This is a genomic window from Bradyrhizobium oligotrophicum S58, assembly GCF_000344805.1.
GTDB lineage: Bacteria > Pseudomonadota > Alphaproteobacteria > Rhizobiales > Xanthobacteraceae > Bradyrhizobium > Bradyrhizobium oligotrophicum.
In genome coordinates, this window is sequence record NC_020453.1 from 4518383 (window position 1) to 4539141 (window position 20759).

14 protein-coding genes are annotated in these 20759 nt (G+C 63.1%); 5 read left to right on the plus strand and 9 right to left on the minus strand.

Going from position 1 to position 20759, the window contains the following annotated elements; all coding sequences use genetic code 11:
• Positions 1-94 precede the first annotated feature (94 nt).
• Together S58_RS19400 and S58_RS19405 are read right to left on the minus strand one after the other, a co-directional pair.
• Complete coding sequence (locus tag S58_RS19400; protein WP_015667061.1) at positions 95-568, minus strand: hypothetical protein; 474 nt, start codon at positions 566-568, stop codon at positions 95-97.
• Between the two features lie 242 nt (positions 569-810).
• On the minus strand, positions 811-2844 hold the full coding sequence (locus S58_RS19405; protein WP_042339910.1) for an acyltransferase family protein: 2034 nt from the start codon (positions 2842-2844) through the stop codon (positions 811-813).
• A gap of 1236 nt (positions 2845-4080) precedes the next feature.
• On the opposite strand from S58_RS19405, the gene S58_RS38650 reads away from it, so the two are divergent.
• On the plus strand, positions 4081-4236 hold the full coding sequence (locus S58_RS38650) for a hypothetical protein (protein WP_012043977.1): 156 nt from the start codon (positions 4081-4083) through the stop codon (positions 4234-4236).
• A gap of 283 nt (positions 4237-4519) precedes the next feature.
• The gene (locus S58_RS19415) at positions 4520-4792 is read left to right on the plus strand and encodes a hypothetical protein (RefSeq protein ID WP_015667064.1); all 273 of its coding nucleotides are present in this window, start codon (positions 4520-4522) and stop codon (positions 4790-4792) included.
• Here S58_RS19415 and S58_RS19420 read toward each other — a convergent pair.
• The 4 genes from S58_RS19420 to S58_RS19435 all read right to left on the minus strand — a co-directional run bounded on the left by S58_RS19420 (position 4774) and on the right by S58_RS19435 (position 8626).
• The gene (locus S58_RS19420; RefSeq protein ID WP_015667065.1) at positions 4774-6435 is read right to left on the minus strand and encodes a DHA2 family efflux MFS transporter permease subunit; all 1662 of its coding nucleotides are present in this window, start codon (positions 6433-6435) and stop codon (positions 4774-4776) included. The two genes, S58_RS19415 and S58_RS19420, sit on opposite strands and share 19 nt — an antisense overlap.
• Complete coding sequence (locus tag S58_RS19425) at positions 6432-7448, minus strand: HlyD family secretion protein (protein ID WP_407637884.1); 1017 nt, start codon at positions 7446-7448, stop codon at positions 6432-6434. Before S58_RS19425 ends, S58_RS19420 begins: the two co-directional genes overlap by 4 nt.
• Before the next feature lie 275 nt (positions 7449-7723).
• On the minus strand, positions 7724-8092 hold the full coding sequence (locus S58_RS19430) for a PRC-barrel domain-containing protein (RefSeq protein WP_015667067.1): 369 nt from the start codon (positions 8090-8092) through the stop codon (positions 7724-7726).
• 300 nt (positions 8093-8392) lie between these two features.
• A complete protein-coding gene (locus tag S58_RS19435; protein WP_244440607.1) occupies positions 8393-8626 on the minus strand; it encodes a DUF6894 family protein in 234 nt (77 codons plus the stop codon).
• Between the two features lie 196 nt (positions 8627-8822).
• Between S58_RS19435 and S58_RS19440 the strand changes: the two genes are divergently transcribed.
• Entirely contained in the window at positions 8823-9836 is a 1014-nt protein-coding gene (locus S58_RS19440; protein WP_015667069.1) for an SDR family oxidoreductase, read from the plus strand.
• Between the two features lie 15 nt (positions 9837-9851).
• On the opposite strand, the gene S58_RS39345 is transcribed toward S58_RS19440, so the two are convergent.
• Positions 9852-9983 (minus strand): hypothetical protein, encoded by a 132-nt coding sequence (locus S58_RS39345; RefSeq protein ID WP_277996588.1) that lies wholly within the window; start codon positions 9981-9983, stop codon positions 9852-9854.
• Between the two features lie 24 nt (positions 9984-10007).
• The gene (locus tag S58_RS19445; protein WP_042339917.1) at positions 10008-10202 is read right to left on the minus strand and encodes a hypothetical protein; all 195 of its coding nucleotides are present in this window, start codon (positions 10200-10202) and stop codon (positions 10008-10010) included.
• Between the two features lie 548 nt (positions 10203-10750).
• Here S58_RS19445 and S58_RS19450 point away from each other — a divergent pair.
• On the plus strand, positions 10751-16927 hold the full coding sequence (locus S58_RS19450) for a HAMP domain-containing protein (RefSeq protein ID WP_015667071.1): 6177 nt from the start codon (positions 10751-10753) through the stop codon (positions 16925-16927).
• 13 nt (positions 16928-16940) lie between these two features.
• On the plus strand, positions 16941-18434 hold the full coding sequence (locus tag S58_RS19455; RefSeq protein WP_042340816.1) for an HWE histidine kinase domain-containing protein: 1494 nt from the start codon (positions 16941-16943) through the stop codon (positions 18432-18434).
• Positions 18435-18448: 14 nt separating this feature from the next.
• Here S58_RS19455 and S58_RS19460 read toward each other — a convergent pair whose 3' ends face one another.
• Positions 18449-20734, minus strand: coding sequence for an FdhF/YdeP family oxidoreductase (locus S58_RS19460; protein WP_015667073.1), 2286 nt, complete (start codon positions 20732-20734; stop codon positions 18449-18451).
• Positions 20735-20759 lie beyond the last annotated feature (25 nt).

A 20759-nucleotide genomic window follows, 5' to 3' on the forward strand; every position in this document is an offset into this window, starting at 1 on the left:
GCTCAGCTGCCGGCCTCGCTCCGACATCGCTCCGCGGCATCGGACGAGATCAGTTGCGCCGGAAACCAGCCCTGGCTCCAGCGCAGCGCCCTCCTCAGCTCCGATTCAGGGACAGGCTGATACGGCTGACGATGCCGTCCCAGTCCCGCTCCCAGGCCCTGGGGTAGTTGATCAGGACGCAATGCACATAGCCGCCAGTGAAGTTGCAGCGGTTGTACCAGACATAGTCGCCCTTGTAGCTCGACACCGCGAAGAAGCGTGCGGTGACGCGCTTGTATTGGATATTCGGTGGCGGATTCTTCTTGGCAAGGAACCGCGCCGGCGTGTCCTGCCCGTCATTGGGGGCCGACTGCACCGTGAGATTGGCACGGCCGTCGGCGGTCTGGAACCGCTGGCCATAGCCGTCGGGGCGGCCCGCGGTGTCGCTGAAGATCGAGACGGGAATGTCGACCGACGTCCCGGTCTCCGGGATCCGATACGTGCTCCAGCGCGGCGGCTCGGCCTGCGCCGCGGCGCTCCAGCAGACGGCACCCGCGAACACGGCCAGAGCCTTGATGGTTGAATTCATGTCTGTTGTCCCGAACGGCGTAGGAGAGCGGCAGCGTTAACCCGCCTTCGCGGCCCTGCGAAGGCAGCGTTCCGACATCGGCCGCGAGAGAACGCGCGGCACCGACCGAAGGTTCACGGCCCACCTCAACTCCTGGCGCCAATCCTCATGACCGATCGGCATGAGACTCGCCGAACAGCGCCCCGTCAGCCCAAGCAGCGCGGAGCGGCTTGGTCGCAAGGAAGCCCGCGTCAACTTGGCCGTCATTGAACCCGAGGGACGCTGTTCCGAGGCGCAGTCGAGCTGCCCCCAGCCATGATGTCCTCCGCCCTGGTCTCGGATGGCTGCTCCAGCCGCCTCAAGAAGGCATCCAGTTGGGGCTTGAGCTGGGAGACGACGAACTTTGAGCCCTCGGGGGTCAGGTGGATGACATCCCAGACGATCGGCGTCTCCGCGTCGATCTTCAACGGACAACGCCGCTCGCTGCACATCGTGTCGAGAATCGAAACGTACTGAACGAGGGGGTACGAGCGAGCAAGCGCCCTGAGATGATCGTCGGTCTTGAACGATGCCTCCAGTGGCAGGAGCGCATTGCCGACCGGAACGTGCGTTCGTTCATAGTTGAACAGCGTTGAAGCCAGCGGAGCTGGGAACTCGATCGAGGGGCCGAACAACAGAACCGGAACACCGGCTTCTTGGGTGGCCGCCAGCAGCGCGTTGAGATCGCGATCGAAGCGCCGCGCAGGAGGTTGGCCGTAGGTCTCGAGATGAGAGCGCCAATTGCCGGAAATGATGACAGCTGCAAAGCCGCCAGCCTTGATCTGATCGCGCAGCAGCTGATTGATGTCGTTACAGTTCCGTGATGTTTCCAGCTTGAGCTCGACGAACGGAGGACAGGCCGCCGACGTCAGCTGCAGGAGGTGGTAGGCATCGGACGGCAGGTCCTTGCGCAGACCCCAGGCATAATGGGCAGCGATGCTGTCGCCGACGAGCAGGATGTTGCGCTTGTTTGCCGCCGGTTTGAGGCACGCGTCAAAATCGTAGGTCGCGAACGGGTCGTCGGGCTGCAGAAAACAGCTGTGCGTGCGGTAGAACGGCTCCGTGGTCTGAGCATTGTAGCGAAGCAATCGCGCCTGCGACTGCGGGAAGCGATCCGCGTAGCCGTCGTGCGCATAGCCGTGGACCCCGACTGCGATCAGGATGACGGCAGCTCCCGCAATCATTCGCGAGCCGCGCAGACCAAGCCATTCCACCCGCTCCCGTGCCGGCCGCTCGACGGCAACATAGGAGATGTAGGCAAGCAACAGCGAGCACAGCAGGAGGGCCGCGGTCGCGAACGCCGAGGTTGCGACATCGAGCGGCAGCGCGGCTCTGCCGAGGACGAACACCGGCCAGTGCCAGAGATAGAGCGAATAGGACAGGCGCCCGAGGAATGTGCCGATCTCGCTGAGCGGCAGCCTCGGCCTGCCCCGCTCCCGATTGAAGGCGATGATGTAGAATGCCGTGCCCAGGCACGGGATCAGCGCATGCAGGCCGGGAAACCTCGTGTCTGGCCGGAAGGCGGCCACGGCGACCAGAATCAACACCAATCCGGTCGATGCAAAGACGAGGCGCGTCTCGACCTTGATTGGAGACCAGCGATGCATGAAGAAGGCGATGCTTCCGACCAGAAACTCCCAGGCCCGCAACGGCGCGATGTAGAAAGCAGCTGGCGCCGAGTGCTTGATCAACAGCTCGTCGAGAGCACACAACGCGACCGTCCCGGTTATGATCAGAACGAGCGACGGCCTCGATGTGGGGTCACGAAACAACCGGCTCCATAGCCAGGTGGTGAGCGGGAACAGCAAATAGAACTGCTCTTCGACCGACAATGACCAGGTGTGGATGAGAACCTTGCCAAGCGTTGGGAGATCGAAATAGCCGGTCTGCAGCCAGAAGAAGACGTTCGACGAAAACAGAAGCGTGGAGACCGCACTCCCATAGAACATGCGATAGTCGTCGGGAGGCGCGAGGAACCACGCGGCGATTCCCGTCACGACGATCATCAGGTAGAGCGCCGGCAGCAAGCGCCTCGCCCGACGTTCATAGAAGGCGATGAACGAGAAAGAATCGGATTGGATTCCGGACCATATGAGCCGGGAGATCACATAGCCGGAAATGACGAAGAAGATATCGACGCCGATAAACCCACCGCTGAAGCCCGGCAACTCGTAGTGAAATCCGATGACCGCGATGACGGCGACGGCGCGCAACCAATCAATATCCGCGCGGTACTCTAAACGCCTTGCACTCGTCACCCTGGCAGTCCCGGCAGATTCACCCTAACCAGTTACCAGCTGACATGTCCGGAAATGAATTGCAACGTGCAGAAACGACCGAAAATACCGTTCTGACCTCGTGTGTCCAAAGTGCCGCATGAGCGGAGCGACGCGCGCCATGCGCAGGTCGTGGACCCCACGGGCCGAACCGACTGCGCACCTCAGGCGGCCTGCGCTCGCGCGAGGGTTCGTCACTCGGGGCTGCCCTCGTCCGAAACGTGGTCGAGACCTGCGATGCAGCGGATCGCCGCCGTGCGGAAAGATCTGCACGGGGCCAGAAGCCTCAGGGACAGCCGAATGGCTCCTAGCCTCCCCTGCACGATGGCAGCGCCTTTCCCGGTGTACCGGGCTTTCTCATCAGCGTCGGTCGGGGTTCTCAGCGAGCTCTCGACCTTGATATCGGGATATCGGAAGCGCGCGGCTTGACTGCGCGCCATGGGGGGTTCGTCCGCTTGGCCAGCAAGCTGTGGATGTCCGTGGATAGCTCACCGTCCCTCCCCCTCCATGTTCAAACGAGGCAACGCCAGGGCGCATCACTCGGGCACGCCGTGCCGCAAGAATGCCTGCAATGGTCGGGCGGATGCGCCACGGCGAGGCCGCAACTGGGCTCAACAGGGGACGCGCGCGAGATTTACCTCGATGATTGTGCGGCTGTTGTTTGACGAGCACACCTTCGACGAGAATTCGAAGGCCGTCTTCCGTCGCCATCATTCACATGATAGCAATCATGCCAATGATACCGGCGCCTCCGTGGCGGAGTTCGTCACAACCGTTAACCGCTCGCCACATATTGGCCGAGGTCGGGATGGGCTGCTTCTATACTACGGGTTGCTTTTACAACCGAGGCGCCTGCTCCCCACAGACAGTCCTCACGCGGGCTGATCGGACGCAGTGAAGACCACGCAAAGCGCTTGTCAGCAAGAATCGCCGTTTAAAACGTGCGGCTTCGCGATTCGACAACCTAGCAACTTCATTCAACAGCCGAGACGTGTACCAATACTTCGGCGCAACTATCATCAACCTGAGATTTAATTTACTGATCATTTACTTTCCGCAACTTTGCCCCAAAAACTGCACGATGCTGGGTTCCTCTTTCACAATTAGAACTCGTCTGGGGCCCTACATCACTACCTCCCCAGAAACGGGCTCTAAGCATCCTCGAATATACTTTTCGTAGCTCAATCTCCGTCTTCGTTTCGCGTACAGAGGTCCACAATGACAACACTGACCAAGGCTCTCCCGACCCATCTCGAAGAGACTCGCATCGATTCCGAGAAGCTGCGGACGATCCTGATGCTCTGCGGCGCCACGGCATTTGGCTTCATTCTTCACGCCACTTACGGTCTCGATCTCAGCTATGCTTTCTTTTGATTGGAAGGGCCCGCCGGTCAGAATCCCGGCGGGCTTTTCAATGATCGACACGTTTTTCGTTCGTCGGTCTTCCGGCTCGCGGGTCTCCTCCAGAGCTCCGCGCGCCGCTTCTGCAAGGCGCGCCGTGGCACGGGCGTCACGCGACGAATGTGGCAGACGCACGCAATCACAGGCTTGCTCCAGCTTTTGCACAGCCCGGCCGCGCCGCTCCCACAATTCCGCCGCGACGACGCGACACGCTGAGGGTGTGAAGGATCGGTGTTGCTTGAGGACGAGTAGCGTCATGCGTTCGCCAGTATATGATCTCTATCAGATGAAGCAGGACCGCTTGCCGAAGGGAGCCCGTTCGGCATGGCTGAGAACCCGACCGAACGAGCCGCCGGCTGCAGCGGATGATTGGATCTTCGTCGGCAAAGAACGCCACCCGAGCCGGTGGACGGTTGCCGAGATGAACGAGAAGGGCACCTGCTATCGTGAGATTCCGATCTGGCTGTCGAGCCGGCGGAGCATGATGGCGGCATCGGCCGACAGCAGCGTTCAGACTCCGGCCGCCTGACCTTCGGGTCCGCTCGACGACTGCCATCGATGTCCGCGCGGCGCGGTTCCGAGATCGGTCGATCTAAGGCTCAAGGCCACGGGGATCATGAACACGGCCAGCAGCGCGAGCGTCCAGAACACATCGATATAGGCGAGCAGCGCGACCTGGTGCTGTAGCGTCCGGCCGACCCACGCAACGGCCTGGCCGGCCGCCTCGCCCGCATTCGAGCCGTGCGATTGGAAGTAGCGCGTCAGGGTCTCGATCGTCTGCTGGTAGTTGATGTCCGACGGCGCAGCGTGCTCGGCCAGCCGGCTCTGATGAAACTGCTCGCGTTGGGCCAGCATCGTCTGCGACAGCGCCACGCCCATGGAGCCGCCGATATTGCGTGCCACGTTGATCAGGGCGGAGGCCTGATTGGTCTTGTCCGGCGGCACGCCGTCATAGGACGCGGTCGTGACCGGCAGGAACAGGAACGGCAGGCCAACGCCGAGAATCACACGCGACAGCGCGGCGTATCCATATGTGATGTCGCCGGTCAGGCCGGTCAGATACCACATCGCGCCGGCGACGACGCAGGCGCCGAACACCAGAAGATATTTCGGTTGCACCACGCTGACGAGGCGCCCGACGACCGGCATCATCATCATGGTGATGACGCCGCCGGGCGAGAGGACGAGGCCGGCGAGCAGCGCGGTATAGTTGAGCTCGGCCTGCAGCAGCTGCGGCAGCATCTGCGTGGTTGCGATCAGCACCGCACCGGTCGCGAGCATCACCAGGAAGCAGGCGCCGAACTGGCGGCGCCCGAGCAGCCGGATGTCGACGATCGGATTCTTGCGGGAGAGCTCCCAGGGAATCAGCGCGATCAGGCAGACCCCGGCCGACAGCGCGAAACAGATGATCATGGTCGAGCCGAACCAGTCGTTGCGCTGACCCTCGTCGAGCACGAATTCCAGCGAGCCGAGCCCGATCGCAACCAGCGCGAACCCGATGAAGTCCACGCGCAAACCGTCGCGCAGAAGGCGCCGCCGCTCCTCCTCCGCGCCTGAGGGTTCGCTGACGAGGGTGCCGACCAGGACGAGGGAGAGGATGCCCATCGGCAGATTGATCAGGAATACCCAGTGCCAGGAATAGGTGTCGGTGATCCAGCCGCCGAGCGTCGGCCCGACCACCGGTGCGACGACGACGGCGACACCGTAGATCGCAAACGCCTTGCCGCGCTTGTGGGGTGGAAAGGAGTCGGCGAGGATGGCCTGCTCCGACGTCGCCATGCCGCCCCCGCCGAGTCCCTGCACGATGCGGAACAGCACCAGCGATTCCAGGCTCCACGCAAGGCCGCACAACAGCGACGAGGCTGCGAACACCGCGACGCAGATCATGTAGAACCGCTTGCGGCCGATCACGGTCGCGAGCCAGCCCGAGATCGACAGCACGATGGCATTCGCGACCAGATAGCTGGTGATGACGTAAGTGCTCTCATCGATGCCGACTGCGAGGCCGCCGGCGATATGGCGCAGCGCGACGTTGGCGATCGTGGTGTCGAGCACCTCCATGAAAGTGGCGATCGAGACCACGAAGGCGATCAGATAGGGATTGTGACCGCCCGCAGCGGAGCGTTCAGGCGACCAGCCGCCTGCGCCATTGCCCGCTGCAACATCGCTCATCGCACCCGGGTCCTGGGCACGACCGACATGCCCGGCCCGACCGGCAGGTCCGCGGGCCAGCTGTCGATCGTGATCTTGACCGGCACGCGCTGGACGACCTTGACGTAGTTGCCAGTGGCATTCTCGGCCGGCAGCAGGCTGAAAGCCGTCCCCGAGCCTGGCTGCACCGATGCAATCTTTCCGGTCAGCCTGCGATCGGGATAGGCGTCGATCCGGACCTCGACCGGCTGACCTGGACGCATGTCGGTCAGCTGGGTTTCCTTGTAGTTGGCGACCACCCAGACGTCGTCCGGCACGAACATCATCAGGCTCTGGCCGGCCGTAGCGAGCGTGCCCCTGGCGGCGCTCAGCTTGACGACGCGGCCGGGCTCTGCCGCGGTCACGTTCGTGTACTGCAGATTGAGATTGGCCTGATCGAGCTGGGCCTGGGCCTGCTGCAGCGAGGCCTTGGCACTCTCGAGTTGCGTCTGCAGGGTCTTGATGCCGAGCTCCGCGGCCGTGAGCGCGGCCTTGGCGCGGGTGGTGTTGGCCTGCTGCGACTGCAGGTCCGAGCGCGTCTGCTGTTCGCGCTGCACGGTTCCCGCACCGCGCTCGACCAGGTCGCGAGCCCGACCCTCCTCCTGCTGGGCAAACTGCCGTTGCGCATCGGCCTGATCGACCTGCGCCCTCGCCTGCGCCACCTGCTCCTTCTGGCTCGCGATCTGCGCCTCGATATTGTCGACATTGGCCTCGCCGACCGCGACCTGCGCCTTGGCCTGATCGATGGCAATCTGGTAATCGCGCGGATCGATGCGGGCAAGAACGTCGCCGGCGTTGACGTGCTGGTTGTCAGTCACGGGAACGTCGATGACATAGCCACCGACCTTCGGTGCAACCGAGAAGCTGCGCGCCGCGATGAACGCATCGTCCGTCGACTCATAGTGGCGGGCGTTCAGCCAGTAAGCGATCGCGCCGATCACAACAACGAGCGCCACGACAATGCCGGCTGCGGTCAGCCAAGGGTGCGCCCGCAGGCGATCCCGCAGCGAGGGCTTGCGCTCCGCGTCGGGTTCAGTCGGGTTGGCCTTGTCGGACTGGCGGCCCTGCTCAGGCGCCGGCTGCTCCTCACGCCGATCATGCGGACGCGGATGATCGGCAGCGGGCTCCCGCGGTTTGGTCTGGGCATCCACGGGAACACCTCAGCTTACTGATGGGTGCGCCTCCCCCCTGGGCTGCGGCGCGTGCGCAGAATAATTCGGCACACCTGAACTTCGTTCCGCCGGCCGCCTGCCGGGACCACCTGCCCGAGCTAAGCGAGATTCACGCCATAGTAGTCGTCGACCTTGCGGCCCTTGGCCAGGTCGCCCCAATCCCATTCGCGTTCATCGGAATATCTGGGGGCTCCGCGCAGCTGACTCTCGGTCACCCCGGTCACATAGCCGCCGAGACGGGTGTCATATTTCAGCGACTGCCACGGCAGAGGATAGTGGTCGTTGCCAAGGCCCAGAAAGCCACCGAAGGCGAGCACCGCGTAAGAGACGCGGCCGCTCCGCTTGTCGATCATCACGCGTTCGATGGTGCCGATCTTGGCGTCATCGGCGCCGTAGACTGCCGTTCCTTCCACCTTGTCGCTGCCGATCAGATTGCCATATTCGCGCTCATCAAGAATCGTTTCCATGAGAGAGCCTCCATTACTTGGTTACTTGAAGGATTGGCGTTACTTGAAGAATTGGCAACGTGGCGCGCGGCCCGAGGGTTCCGCGCACGCGGCGCTCTGTCAATCGGACCCGGATTTCTCGTCCTCACTCCCTGCGGGATGGCGTGTGGCTTCCCGAGATGTTGCGTCAGGCGCTGTCGACTGATGGACTCGCTGCGCGCGATCCTTGTCAGCCGGTTGTTCCTCTCCGCGTCCGGTTCGTACGATCCCTTGACTGCCTTGCGAACTGTCTTGCGCCATCGCTCGTTTCCTTCGGTTTTTCTAATGAAGAACATCGAGCGGGACACGGCAGACCTCGTCCCCCTCTTCATTGGTGACCAGAACCGCGTAGCTCTGGTTGCGCAGCTCGGGATGATCCGAAACCAGCTGCCGCGCAATGACGTCAGCTGAATCCATCGCCTCGCCATCGCCTGGCAGCTCGACATAGCGCTCGCCTGCTATCGTTTCGCTGTTGGTCAAGTCAAAGTGATAAAATGGCATCGTCCCATGTCCCATTCGCGGCCCGCCCACGATGCGGATCTGCTGTGGATTGAAAACGACTCGGACAGGACCCGATCGTTCCCTCACTGAGGGCTCCTGAGCCAATGCGCCACAGCGTCTGAGCCGCACCGCGGCTACAGGATTTTGCCCGGCGTGAGAGAAACGTTCGTCGTCGTCTGCGGTTGGTCCGCACCTCGAGAGGAGAAACCGCATGGCAGACGATTCCAAACCTTCGATGTCACGCCGCCAGATGGTCGGAGGCACGGCAACGCTTGCGGCTGCCTCGCTGGCCTCCGCAACGGCAAAAGGACGTGAGGCAATGGGTGAGACTTCTGCGACGAGCGAAGGGCTCGTCGACCCCAAGGACAAGTATCCGAAGCCGCCGTTCGATCAACAGTCGCAGCCGTGGCCAGGTCTCGCCGGCAAGATGTCTCCCCGGCCGGATCATGGAGAAACCAGCTACAAAGGCTCGGGCCGCCTCGCCGGCCGCAAGGCGCTCATCACTGGAGGGGATTCAGGAATGGGACGTGCTGCCGCCATTGCATATGCGCGAGAAGGTGCTGACGTTGCCATCAACTACTATCCGACCGAGGAGCCGGATGCCCAAGAGGTGATCGATCTGATCAGGGCGGAAGGCCGAAAGGCAGTCGCCATTCCCGGCGATCTTCGCAACGAGAGCTTCTGTCAGCAGCTGGTCGAGCGGGCCGTGGAAGCGCTGGGCGGCCTCGACATCGTCGTCAACAATGCTGCCCGACAACAGACCCGCCAATCGATCCTGGAGGTTTCGTCGGAGGACTTCGACGCCACCATGAAGACCAACATCTATGCGCCGTTCTGGATCATCAAGGCCGCGCTGCCGCACCTCAAGCCCGGCTCGGTCATCATCGGCACGTCGTCCGAGCAGGCCTACGACCCCTCGCCCGACCTCTACGACTATGCGCAGACAAAGGCCGCGACCATGAACTACGTCAAGTCGCTGGCCAAGCAGCTCGGGCCAAAAGGCATTCGCGTCAACGCCGTCGCTCCAGGACCGATCTGGACACCGCTGCAGGTATCGGGCGGAGCGACAATGGAGAAGCTCGAGAAATTCGGCGGCCAGACCCCGCTTGGCCGCCCCGGTCAGCCGGCAGAGCTCGGCTCCATATACGTCCAGTTGGCCGCAGCAGACGCAAGCTACGCCAATGGACAGGTCTATGGATCATCGGGCGGGTCCGGGCAGCCGTGAGGCTGCCTTCTCACCTCAGATACGGGTAACGGGCTGCGGAAGCGAGTAAGCTTCCGTATGCACCTGGCGGATCGTCGTGAATGCAGCGACAGCCGAGGCGACGCTGAACGCGGTCAACAACGCAATGAGAACGGTGCGGGGGGTCATGGGGACACTCCTCATCCGAATTGGTTAGTCGTGCAACGCAACTTCCTTGCGGTCACCGATCGGTTTGATTTCGCCATCGAGCCAATCCTGCTCGAATGCGAGCGCGCTCCAGCCCTGGGCCATGCGTCGATAGCGTCGAAATGCTGGCTCGCCCCCTGCACGCTCGGCGAGTTGAAGGCAGTTATCGGCGTTTTCTCTAAAAAGATCGGATTGCTTCATGTGAATTAGCTGGTAGCCGCAACTGAATGCCGCAACCGCGTTACACGATATTAATCTTCATGAGAATGACGCTGGAACCGCGCCGCACTCGTCTCTCCGCGGAATGGAATTCGAAGGGCAAGGTCTCGCTACAGGTCCTTTTCCGCTTGGCAGACCGTTCGTCGGCGCCGACCGCGCGTCCTGATCCACCAAGCTGGGATTCCCCCTGACTCCTATCGGGTCTGAGCGTCCGCACCCGCGAAACCCCGCACTACAAATTTCTTGGAACATTTCCTGGAAACCGGAGTTGAGCCGCTTGTGCCGACAAAGGCCGGTTCCATTTGCCGGCTGGACTGGCATCCAGCTTGATTTGGGTAGTCGTCGCGGCTTGTATGCCGCCAGCTATAAGACTCAGATTCTTGCTGGCAAACCTGTCGCCTTGGGGGAACTTGATGAGCGATCTCGATTCTGCTGCCGGAGCGTCGCCCACTCGGCAAGGCTTCAGCCGCAACGGGAGCGGAGCTGAGATACCTGACGCCAGCCAGGACCTGCTCCGGGCGCTGCAGGCGATGCGTTCGGGAGACTTCTCCGTGCGCATGGGCGGCGACTATCTGGGCATCGACGGCAAGATCGCCGATACGTTCAACGAGATCATTGCCGCCAACGAGCGCATGGCGCAGCAGCTCGAACGTGTCGGCCAAGTCGTCGGCCGCGAAGGAAAGACCCGTCAACGCGTCAGGTTCGGGATCGCCAGCGGCTCCTGGGCCGACATGGAAAGCTCCGTCAACACCCTGATCGATGACCTTCTCTGGCCGACGCGCGAGGTGACGCGCGCCGTCGCCGCCGTGGCCCAGGGCGATCTCCTGCAGACCGTCAAGTTGGACGTCGACGGCCGGCCGCTGGGCGGCGAGTTCCTGCAGTCCGCCAACATCGTCAACACGATGATCAAGCAGCTCAGCGTCTTCACCTCGGAAGTGACGCGCGTGGCGCGCGAGGTCGGCACCGAGGGCAAGCTCGGTGGACAGGCCCAGGTTCCCGAGGTGACGGGCGTCTGGAAGGACTTGACCGAGAGCGTCAACTCGATGGCCAACAACCTCACCGGCCAGGTCCGCAACATCGCGGAGGTGACGATCGCGGTCGCCAATGGCGACCTGTCGAAGAAGATCACGGTCGACGTCCGCGGTGAAATTCTGCAATTGAAGGAGGCCATCAACACGATGGTCGATCAATTGCGCTCGTTCGCATCGGAGGTGACGCGCGTCGCCCGCGAGGTCGGCACCGACGGCAAGCTTGGTGGCCAAGCCATCGTGCCCGGCGTCGCCGGCACCTGGAAAGACCTCACCGACTCCGTGAACGCGATGTGCGGCAACCTCACCGCCCAGGTCCGCAACATCGCCAACGTCACCACGGCCGTGGCGCGCGGCGACCTGTCGCGCAAGATCACCGTCGATGTTCGTGGCGAGATCCTGGAGCTCAAGGACACCATCAATACGATGGTCGACCAGCTCAATGCCTTCGCCTCGGAGGTGACGCGCGTGGCGCGCGAGGTCGGCACTGAAGGCAAGCTCGGCGGCCAGGCGCAGGTGCCCGGCGTCGCCGGCACCTGGAAGGACCTGACCGACAACGTCAACTTCATGGCCTCGAACCTGACGGCGCAGGTCCGCAACATCGCCGACGTCGCCACCGCGATCGCCAGCGGCGATTTGTCGAAGAAGATCACCGTGAACGTGTCCGGCGAGATCCTGCAGCTGAAGGAAACGCTGAACACGATGGTCGACCAGCTCAACGCCTTCGCGGGCGAGGTCACCCGTGTGGCGCGCGAGGTCGGCACCGATGGCCGGCTCGGCGGCCAGGCCAACGTGCTCGGTGTCGCCGGCACCTGGAAGGACCTGACCGAGAGCGTCAACTCGATGGCCTCGAACCTGACCGCGCAGGTGCGCAACATCGCCGAGGTGACCACCGCCGTCGCCAACGGCGACCTGTCGAAGAAGATCACGGTCGACGTGCGTGGCGAGATCCTGGAGCTGAAGGACACGATCAACACGATGGTCGATCAGCTCAACGCCTTCGCCGGAGAGGTCACGCGCGTGGCCCGCGAGGTCGGCACCGAAGGCAAGCTCGGCGGCCAGGCCATGGTGCGCGGCGTCGCCGGCACCTGGAAGGACCTCACCGACAGCGTCAACTCGATGGCCTCGAACCTGACCGGCCAGGTGCGCAACATCGCCGAGGTCGCGACCGCGGTCGCCAAGGGCGATCTGTCGAAGAAGATCACGGTCAACGTCTCCGGCGAGATCCTTCAGCTGAAGGAAACGTTGAACACGATGGTCGACCAGCTCAACGCCTTCGCAGGCGAAGTGACGCGCGTGGCGCGCGAGGTCGGCACCGACGGCAAGCTCGGTGGCCAGGCCGAAGTGCCAGGCGTCGCCGGCACCTGGAAGGACCTCACCGACAGCGTCAACTCCATGGCGGGCAACCTGACGGCCCAGGTCCGCAACATCGCCGAGGTCGCGACTGCGATCGCCGGCGGCGACCTGTCGCGCAAGATCACGGTCGACGTCCGCGGCGAGATCCTGAGCCTGAAGGAAACGTTGAACACGATGGTCGATCAGCTCAACCGCTTCGCGGGCGAGGTGACGCGCGTCGCGCGCGAGGTCGGCACCGAGGGTCGGCTCGGCGGCCAGGCCAACGTTCCCGGCGTCGCCGGCACCTGGAAGGATCTCACCGATAGCGTCAATTCGATGGCCGGCAACCTGACCGCCCAGGTCCGCAACATCGCCGAGGTGACGACGGCCGTGGCCCGCGGCGACCTCTCGCGCAAGATCACCGTCGACGTGAAGGGCGAGATCCTGGAGCTGAAGAACACCATCAACACCATGGTGGACCAGCTCAACGCTTTCGCGTCCGAGGTGACGCGCGTGGCGCGCGAGGTCGGCACCGAAGGCAAGCTCGGCGGCCAGGCCCAGGTGCCGGAAGTGGCCGGCACCTGGAAGGACCTCACCGACAGCGTCAACTTCATGGCCTCGAACCTGACCGCCCAGGTGCGCAACATCGCCGAGGTCGCGACCGCGATTGCCGGTGGCGACCTGTCGAAGAAGATCACCGTTGACGTGCGCGGCGAGATCCTGCTGCTCAAGGACACCTTGAACACGATGGTCGAGCAGCTGCGTTCGTTCGCGGCCGAAGTGACGCGCGTCGCGCGCGAGGTCGGCACCGAGGGTCGGCTCGGCGGCCAGGCGGTCGTGCCTGGCGTCGGTGGCACCTGGAAGGACCTGACCGACAACGTCAACCTGCTCGCGGCCAACCTGACCACCCAGGTCCGCAACATCGCCGAAGTCACCACGGCCGTGGCGCGCGGCGACCTCTCGCGCAAGATCACCGTCGACGTGAAGGGCGAGATCCTGGAGCTGAAGAATACCATCAACACGATGGTCGATCAGCTCAACGCCTTCGCCGGCGAGGTGACGCGCGTCGCGCGCGAAGTGGGTACCGAAGGCAAGCTGGGCGGCCAGGCGCAGGTGCCGGGCGTCGCCGGCACCTGGAAGGATCTCACCGACACCGTGAACTTCATGGCCGCCAATCTCACCGAGCAGGTGCGCGGCATCGTCAAGGTCGTGACCGCCGTGGCCAATGGCGACCTGAAGCAGAACCTGACGGTGAAGTCGAAGGGCGAGGTCGCAGCCCTTGCGGAAACCATCAACAACATGACCGAGACGCTCGCGACCTTCGCGGACCAGGTCACCAGCGTCGCCCGCGAGGTCGGCGTCGAGGGCCGTCTCGGCGGCCAGGCCAACGTGCCCGGTGCAGCCGGCACCTGGAAGGATTTGACGGGCAACGTCAACCTGCTGGCAGCCAATCTGACCTCCCAGGTCCGCGCCATCGCAGAGGTCGCGACCGCCGTGACCAAGGGCGACCTCACCCGCTCCATTCAGGTCGATGCGCGCGGCGAAGTCGCCGAGCTCAAAGACAACATCAACACCATGATCACCAATCTGAGGCTCACGACCGACCTCAACACCGAGCAGGACTGGCTTAAGACGAACCTCGCCAAGTTCACCAACATGCTCCAGGGCCAGCGTGACCTGACCACCGTCGGCCGCCTGCTCCTGACCGAATTGACGCCGCTGGTGAACGCGCACCGTGGCGTGATCTACCAGGTCGACACCGAGTACACGCCGCAGCTGCGCCTGCTCGCCTCCTATGCAGACGACGGCGTCTATCCGCACCGCCAGTTCGTCCAGTTCGGCGAGGGACTGATCGGACAATGCGTGATCGACAAGCGCCAGCGGCTGGTGTCCGAGATCCCATCGGACGTGGTTCCGGTCGGCTCCGCTTTGCTGCGCGCCGTCCCGAAGAACATCGTCGTGCTCCCGGTGCTGTTCGAGAACCAGGTCAAGGCGATGATCGAGCTGGCGTCGCTGAGCCCGTTCACGACGTCACAGATGACGTTCCTCGAACAGCTGACCGACTCGATCGGCATCGTGCTCAATTCCATTGAGGCCACGATGCAGACCGAAGGCCTCTTGAAGCAGTCGCAACAGCTTGCTGCCGAGCTGCAGGCGCAGCAGCGCGAGCTGCAGCAGACCAACGAACAGCTCGAACAGAAGGCGCAGCAGCTCGCCGAACGCAACGTCGAGGTCGAACGCAAGAACCAGGAGATCGAGCAGGCCCGCCGCGCCCTCGAAGAGAAGGCGACCGAGCTCGCACTGACGTCCAAATACAAGTCCGAGTTCCTGGCCAACATGTCGCACGAGCTGCGCACGCCGCTCAACAGCATCCTGATCCTCGGTCAGCAGCTCACCGAAAATCCTGACGGCAACCTCACCCTCAAGCAAGTCGAGTTCGCCCGCACCATCCATGGCGCCGGCACCGATCTGCTCAATCTCATCAGCGACATTCTCGATCTCTCCAAGATCGAGTCCGGCACGGTGACCGTCGATGCCGAGGAGATCCTCACGGCCAACCTGCTGGAGACGGTCGGTCGTCCATTCCGCCACGAAGCGGAAAATCGCCTGCTCACCTTCAACATCGATGTCGATCCGAACCTCGCGCGGAGCATCGTCACCGACTCCAAGCGATTGCAACAGGTGCTGAAGAACCTGCTCTCGAACGCCTTCAAGTTCACTGCCGACGGGGGGGTGCGCTTGACGGTATCCGCAGCCTTGGGCGGATGGAGCGCCGAACATCCGGTGCTCAACAGTGCGCCGGCGGTGATCGCCTTCGAAGTCTCGGATACCGGCATCGGCATTCCCCAGGACAAGCAGAAGCTGATCTTTGAAGCCTTCCAGCAGGCCGACGCCGGCACGAGCCGCAAATACGGCGGCACCGGGCTTGGACTTGCAATCAGCCGCGAGCTCGCCAACCTCCTGGGCGGCGAAATCCATCTCAAGAGCGCGCCAGGCAAGGGCAGCACCTTCACGCTCTATCTGCCTCTCAAATATTCAGGGCCGGCCACGGCGCCGCGCGTCAGTCCCGGTCCCGTTCCCTACCTCCAGATCCCTGCCCCTCAACAGGCTCCTGCGCCCGAGCGCGTGATCGAGCAGTTGGCCGATGACAGGCTCGATCTGGAGCCGGGCGACACGATCCTTCTGGTCGTCGAGGATGATCCGCACTACGCGCGGGTCCTGATCGATCTCGCGCGCGACAAGGGCTTCAAGGTTCTGGTTGCCAGCCGCGGCGCGCAAGCGCTCGATCTGGCCAAGCAATATCAGCCGGCCGCGATCTCGCTCGACGTGTTCCTGCCCGACATGCTCGGTTGGACCGTTCTCAGCCAGCTGAAGCACAATCCGCTGACGCGGCACATTCCCGTGCAGATCATCACGCTGGATGAAGACCGCCAGCATGCGCTGGCACGCGGCGCCTTCTCCTTCGTCAGCAAGCCGACGACGACCGAAGGTGTCAGCGCTGCGCTGTCTCAGATCAAGGAATATGCCAAGCCGCGCCGCAAGCGACTGCTGATCGTCGAGGACAACGCCGCGGAGCAGATGAGCATTCGCGAACTGCTGGACCATGACGACATCGAGATCATCGCGGCCGAAACCGGCGCCGGCGCCCTCGATGCGCTGCGCAGCGCGCCATGCGACTGCGTCGTTCTGGATCTCCGTCTGCCCGACATGAGCGGCTTCGACGTGCTTGATCAATTGCGCACCGACGATACGCTCGCCGGCGTTCCCGTCGTCGTCTTCACCGGCCGCGAATTGTCGGCCGAGGAGGACGCGGAACTCCATACGATGGCCCGCAGCATCGTCGTCAAAGGCGTGGAATCTCCCGAGCGCCTGCTCGACGAGACCTCGTTGTTCCTGCATCGCGTGATCACGGAACTTCCGACCGAGAAGCAGCGCATGCTGGAAAAGCTGAACAGTTCCGATGAGGACCTGGTCGGAAAGACGGTGCTGCTCGTCGACGACGACGCGCGCAACATCTTCGCGCTGTCGAGTGTGCTGGAACGCCGCGGCATGAAGGTGCTGACGGCGACCACCGGGAACGAAGCAATCGAACTGGTGCAGCACAATCCGGAAATTGCGATTGTGCTGATGGACATCATGATGCCCCAGATGGATGGTTATCAGACCATTGGCGTTATCAGGCAAAATCCCACCTTCGTCCGGCTCCCCATCATCGCGTTGACCGCGAAAGCCATGAAGGGAGACCGCGAAAAGTGCCTAGAAGCTGGCGCCTCCGATTATCTGGCAAAACCCGTCAACACAGAGCAGCTGCTTCTTGCGATACGCATGTGGCTGCACCGCTGAACGGTTCATCATGATAGAACATCAGAAGGTCAATATTCTCCTGGTTGACGATCAGCCTGCGAAGTTGCTGGCCTATGAAGTCATCCTCAAGGAACTCGGTGAGCATCTCGTGGTCGCCACCTCCGGCCGTGAAGCGCTCGAGATCCTGCTGAAGAACGAGATTGCCGTCATTCTCGTTGACGTATGCATGCCCGAACTCGATGGCTTCGAGCTCGCACAGATGATCCGCGAGCATCCGCGGTTCCAGAAGATCGCGATCATCTTCATCTCGGCCATCCAGGTCAGCGACTTTGATCGTTTGCGCGGCTACGAGATGGGCGCCGTCGACTACGTGCCCGTTCCCGTCGTGCCCGAGGTGCTCCGAGCGAAGATCAAGGTCTTTGCCGAGCTCTATCGCAAGACCCGCGAGCTCGAGCATCTGAACCTCGAACTCGAAAATCGCGTCCGCGCCCGCACCGCCGAGCTCGAACGCTCCACGGCCAAGCTCGTCGAAAGCGAGCAACGTCGCAGCATGGCGATCGCGGCAGGCAGGATGGGCTCGTGGGACTGGGACGGCGTCAACGGCGACTGGATGTGGGACGAGGGTCAGTACCGCATCTTCGGCGTGACGCCGGAGAGTTTTGAACTGAACAGCGTCAACATCATGGGTCTGCTTCATCCTGAGGATGCCGCCCGCGCTCGGCAATTGATCGCCGAATTCGGCCGTGGGACGACATCCCATGAAGCGGAGTTCCGCATTCACAGACCTGACGGCGAAGAACGCTGGTGCGTGGGGACGGCGGCTGCAACAACCGACAAGGGTGGCCGCGTCATTCGCGTCAGCGGCGTCACCATCGACATCACTGAGCGCAAGCGCGCCGAGGAGCGCCAGAACCTTTTGACACGCGAAGTGGATCATCGGGCCAAAAACGCATTGACCTTGGCCCAATCGATCGTGAGGCTGACCAAGGCCGATAGCGTGAAGACCTATGTCAGCGCCGTGGAGGGCCGCATCAGCGCGCTCGCGCGTGTACACACCATCCTGTCGCTATCGAGCTGGCAGGGAGCGGAGATGAGCCGGCTGATCGCCGAGGAACTGGCACCCTACGCGACGGGCGGTCAGGTCGCTTTCGGCGGCGCCGAATTGCAGCTCGAGCCCGCGATGGCGCAGACCCTGGCGCTCGCCTTCCATGAGCTCGTGACCAACTCGGCCAAATACGGCGCGCTATCGGTTCGCTCCGGTCATTTATCGGTCAAGTGGGCGATCGAGCATGACCGCCTCGATCTGATCTGGATCGAAACCGGCGGTCCGCTCGTCCATGTGCCGACGTCGCGCGGCTTCGGTACACGCAGCCTGATGGCCAGCGTGGAAAGCCAGCTGGGCGGACGCGCCTCGTTCGACTGGCGTCCGGAGGGACTGGTGTGCCGACTCGTCGTCCCGCTTCGCCCTGGCGCTACACCGCCGGAGATCACGAGCCCGTTTGTAGGGGTCGTCCCCGGTGACGCAAGACAGCGAGCTGCGGGCTGACGGCGCAGGACAGCTCAGACGGCCATGTCGCGCGAAATCCGGACGGGGATGGATTTGGCGGCGGGCACCTTGCTGCCCTCGGCGTAGTGCCACAGTGGGATAAGCCCGTTGCATTCCGGATAGTAGGCTGCAGTGCTGTAGCGCGGAATGTCGAATGCCACCGCCTGCAGTCCGCCGAGGGAGCGCTCGACGCCATCGTCAGCCTTGGTCGAAAGCCGCACCAGGTCGCCCTGCTTGATGCCCAGATCAGCCATGTCGGTCGCGTTCATGAAAACGACCTGGCGGCCACCAATCACACCGCGAAAACGATCGTCCTCATTGTAGATCGTGGTGTTGAATTGACCATCGGCACGCAAGGTCATCAGCTGGAACACGCCATTGCCTTCTTGCGGCGGATTAAGCGCAGCCTTGGGCACGGTGAAATTGGCCTTGCCAGTCGGCGTCTTCCATTTGCGCTCGCGCGCGCCAAGCGGCCGCGGGAAGCCGCCGGGCTGAAACAAGCGATTGTTGAAGTCCTTGAACTGGTCGGGATACGTGCGCTCGATGGCCTCCCTGACAAGCGCGTAGTTGCCGACCCACGCATCCCAGTCGACGCGTGGGTTAGGTCGCAGGGTCGCCTTGGCCAGACCGGCGACGATGGCTGGTTCGGACAACAGGGTCTCGGCGATCGGCTGGCGCTGCCCGCGCGAGCCATGGATGCAGGTGGTAGAGTCCTCCATCGATACTGCTTGCTCGCCACCCGCCTGCCGGTCAATCTCGATGCGACCCAGGCACGGCAGAAGATAGGTCACCGTGCCGGGCACGAGATGGGTACGATTGAGCTTGGTCGCGATCTGCACCGATAGCCTCAGCTTCGACCAAGCCGGCTCCATCAGCGACCTCTCCGGGACGGCGCGCAGGAAATTGCCGCCAAGGCTGATGAACCCCTTCACGTCCTGCTTGATGATCGCCTCGCACGCATCCACCGTGCTCAAACCATCCCAGCGCGGCGGCTCGAATGCGTAGAGCTCTGCGAGCTTGTCGAGCGGCACCAGCTTGGTCTTTTCGGAGATCCCCACCGTCCTCTGCCCCTGCACATTGGAATGCCCGCGGACCGGCGAGATGCCGGCGCCGGGCTTGCCGATGTTCCCGCGCAGCAGGAGCAGGTTCACGATCATCTTCGCCGTCTCGACGCCATGGCGGTGCTGCGTGATCCCCATGCCGTAGTTGGCGATTACAGCGTTGGACGACGCATAGACCTTCGCAGCTGCCAGCATGTCGGCCCGGCCAAGGCCAGAAGACCGCTCGATGTCGCTCCACGACGCCTGGCGGCAATAGCTCGCGAAGTCGTCGAACCCAGACGTATGCTGTTCGATGAAGGCGACGTCGAGCACCCGCGGGCTCTTCCCGGCGATCGCAGCATCGTCCGCCTCGATCACGGCCTTGCAGAGTCCGAGCAGGGCCGCACCATCGCCCCCGACCCTGAGCTGATGATATTGCGTGCTGATCCTCGTGCCGCCGGTCAACACCATCTGAATGGGATTTTGGGGATTTGTGAACCGCTCCAACCCGCGCTCGCGCAATGGATTGAACGTGATGATGGGTACGCCGCGTTGCGCCGCCTTCTGCAACGGATGCAGCATCCGCGGCGAATTCGTCGTCGTGTTCTGGCCGAAGAAGAAGATGCAATCGGCCTTGTCGAAATCCTCGAGCAGCACCGTGCCGACGGGGACGCCGATCACTTCGGGCAGCGCTACTGACGTCGACTCGTGGCACATGTTGGAGCTGTCGGGGAAATTGTTGGTGCCATACATGCGCCCGAACAGCTGGTACATGTAGCTGGTCTCGAGCGATGCCCTTCCCGAAGTGTACATCACGACGGACCGCGGATCGAGCTTGTTCAACTCGCCGCCGATGGCGCGGAATGCGTCATCCCAGCTGACGGTCACGTAACGATCGGTCGCCGGGTCATAGCGCATCGGATGCGTCAGACGCCCCTGCTCTTCCAGCTGATGGTCCGACCACGTCCGCAGTTCGGCAAGTGTGTGCCGGGCGAAGAACTCGGGCCCGACCGTCTTGCCGGTGATCTCCCAGGCCGTGGCCTTGGCGCCATTCTCACAGAACTCGAACGGGTGTGGCTTGGCCGGTTTGGCCCAGGAGCAGCTGACACACATGAAGCCGCCCGGCTTGTTTTGCTTGAGCAGGATCTCGCTGCCCAGAAGCGTCACTTCCTCCTGGGTCAGGATGCTCGCGACAGCACGGACGGACCCCCATCCGCCGGCCGGAGCGGTGTAGTCCTCGATCTTGGCTTTCTCACTCACGGCACATCTCCGCGCGGTTCGTCCG

Coding starts and splice junctions, on each gene's coding strand:
- S58_RS19400 (WP_015667061.1), bottom strand. CDS start 568: ATGAATTCAACCATCAAGGCTCTGGCCGTGTTCGCGGGTGCCGTCTGC.
- S58_RS38650 (WP_012043977.1), top strand. CDS start 4,081: ATGACAACACTGACCAAGGCTCTCCCGACCCATCTCGAAGAGACTCGC.
- S58_RS19415 (WP_015667064.1), top strand. CDS start 4,520: ATGCGTTCGCCAGTATATGATCTCTATCAGATGAAGCAGGACCGCTTG.
- S58_RS19420 (WP_015667065.1), bottom strand. CDS start 6,435: ATGAGCGATGTTGCAGCGGGCAATGGCGCAGGCGGCTGGTCGCCTGAA.
- S58_RS19430 (WP_015667067.1), bottom strand. CDS start 8,092: ATGGAAACGATTCTTGATGAGCGCGAATATGGCAATCTGATCGGCAGC.
- S58_RS19435 (WP_244440607.1), bottom strand. CDS start 8,626: ATGGGACATGGGACGATGCCATTTTATCACTTTGACTTGACCAACAGC.
- S58_RS19440 (WP_015667069.1), top strand. CDS start 8,823: ATGGCAGACGATTCCAAACCTTCGATGTCACGCCGCCAGATGGTCGGA.
- S58_RS39345 (WP_277996588.1), bottom strand. CDS start 9,983: ATGACCCCCCGCACCGTTCTCATTGCGTTGTTGACCGCGTTCAGCGTC.
- S58_RS19445 (WP_042339917.1), bottom strand. CDS start 10,202: ATGAAGCAATCCGATCTTTTTAGAGAAAACGCCGATAACTGCCTTCAA.
- S58_RS19450 (WP_015667071.1), top strand. CDS start 10,751: ATGCGTTCGGGAGACTTCTCCGTGCGCATGGGCGGCGACTATCTGGGC.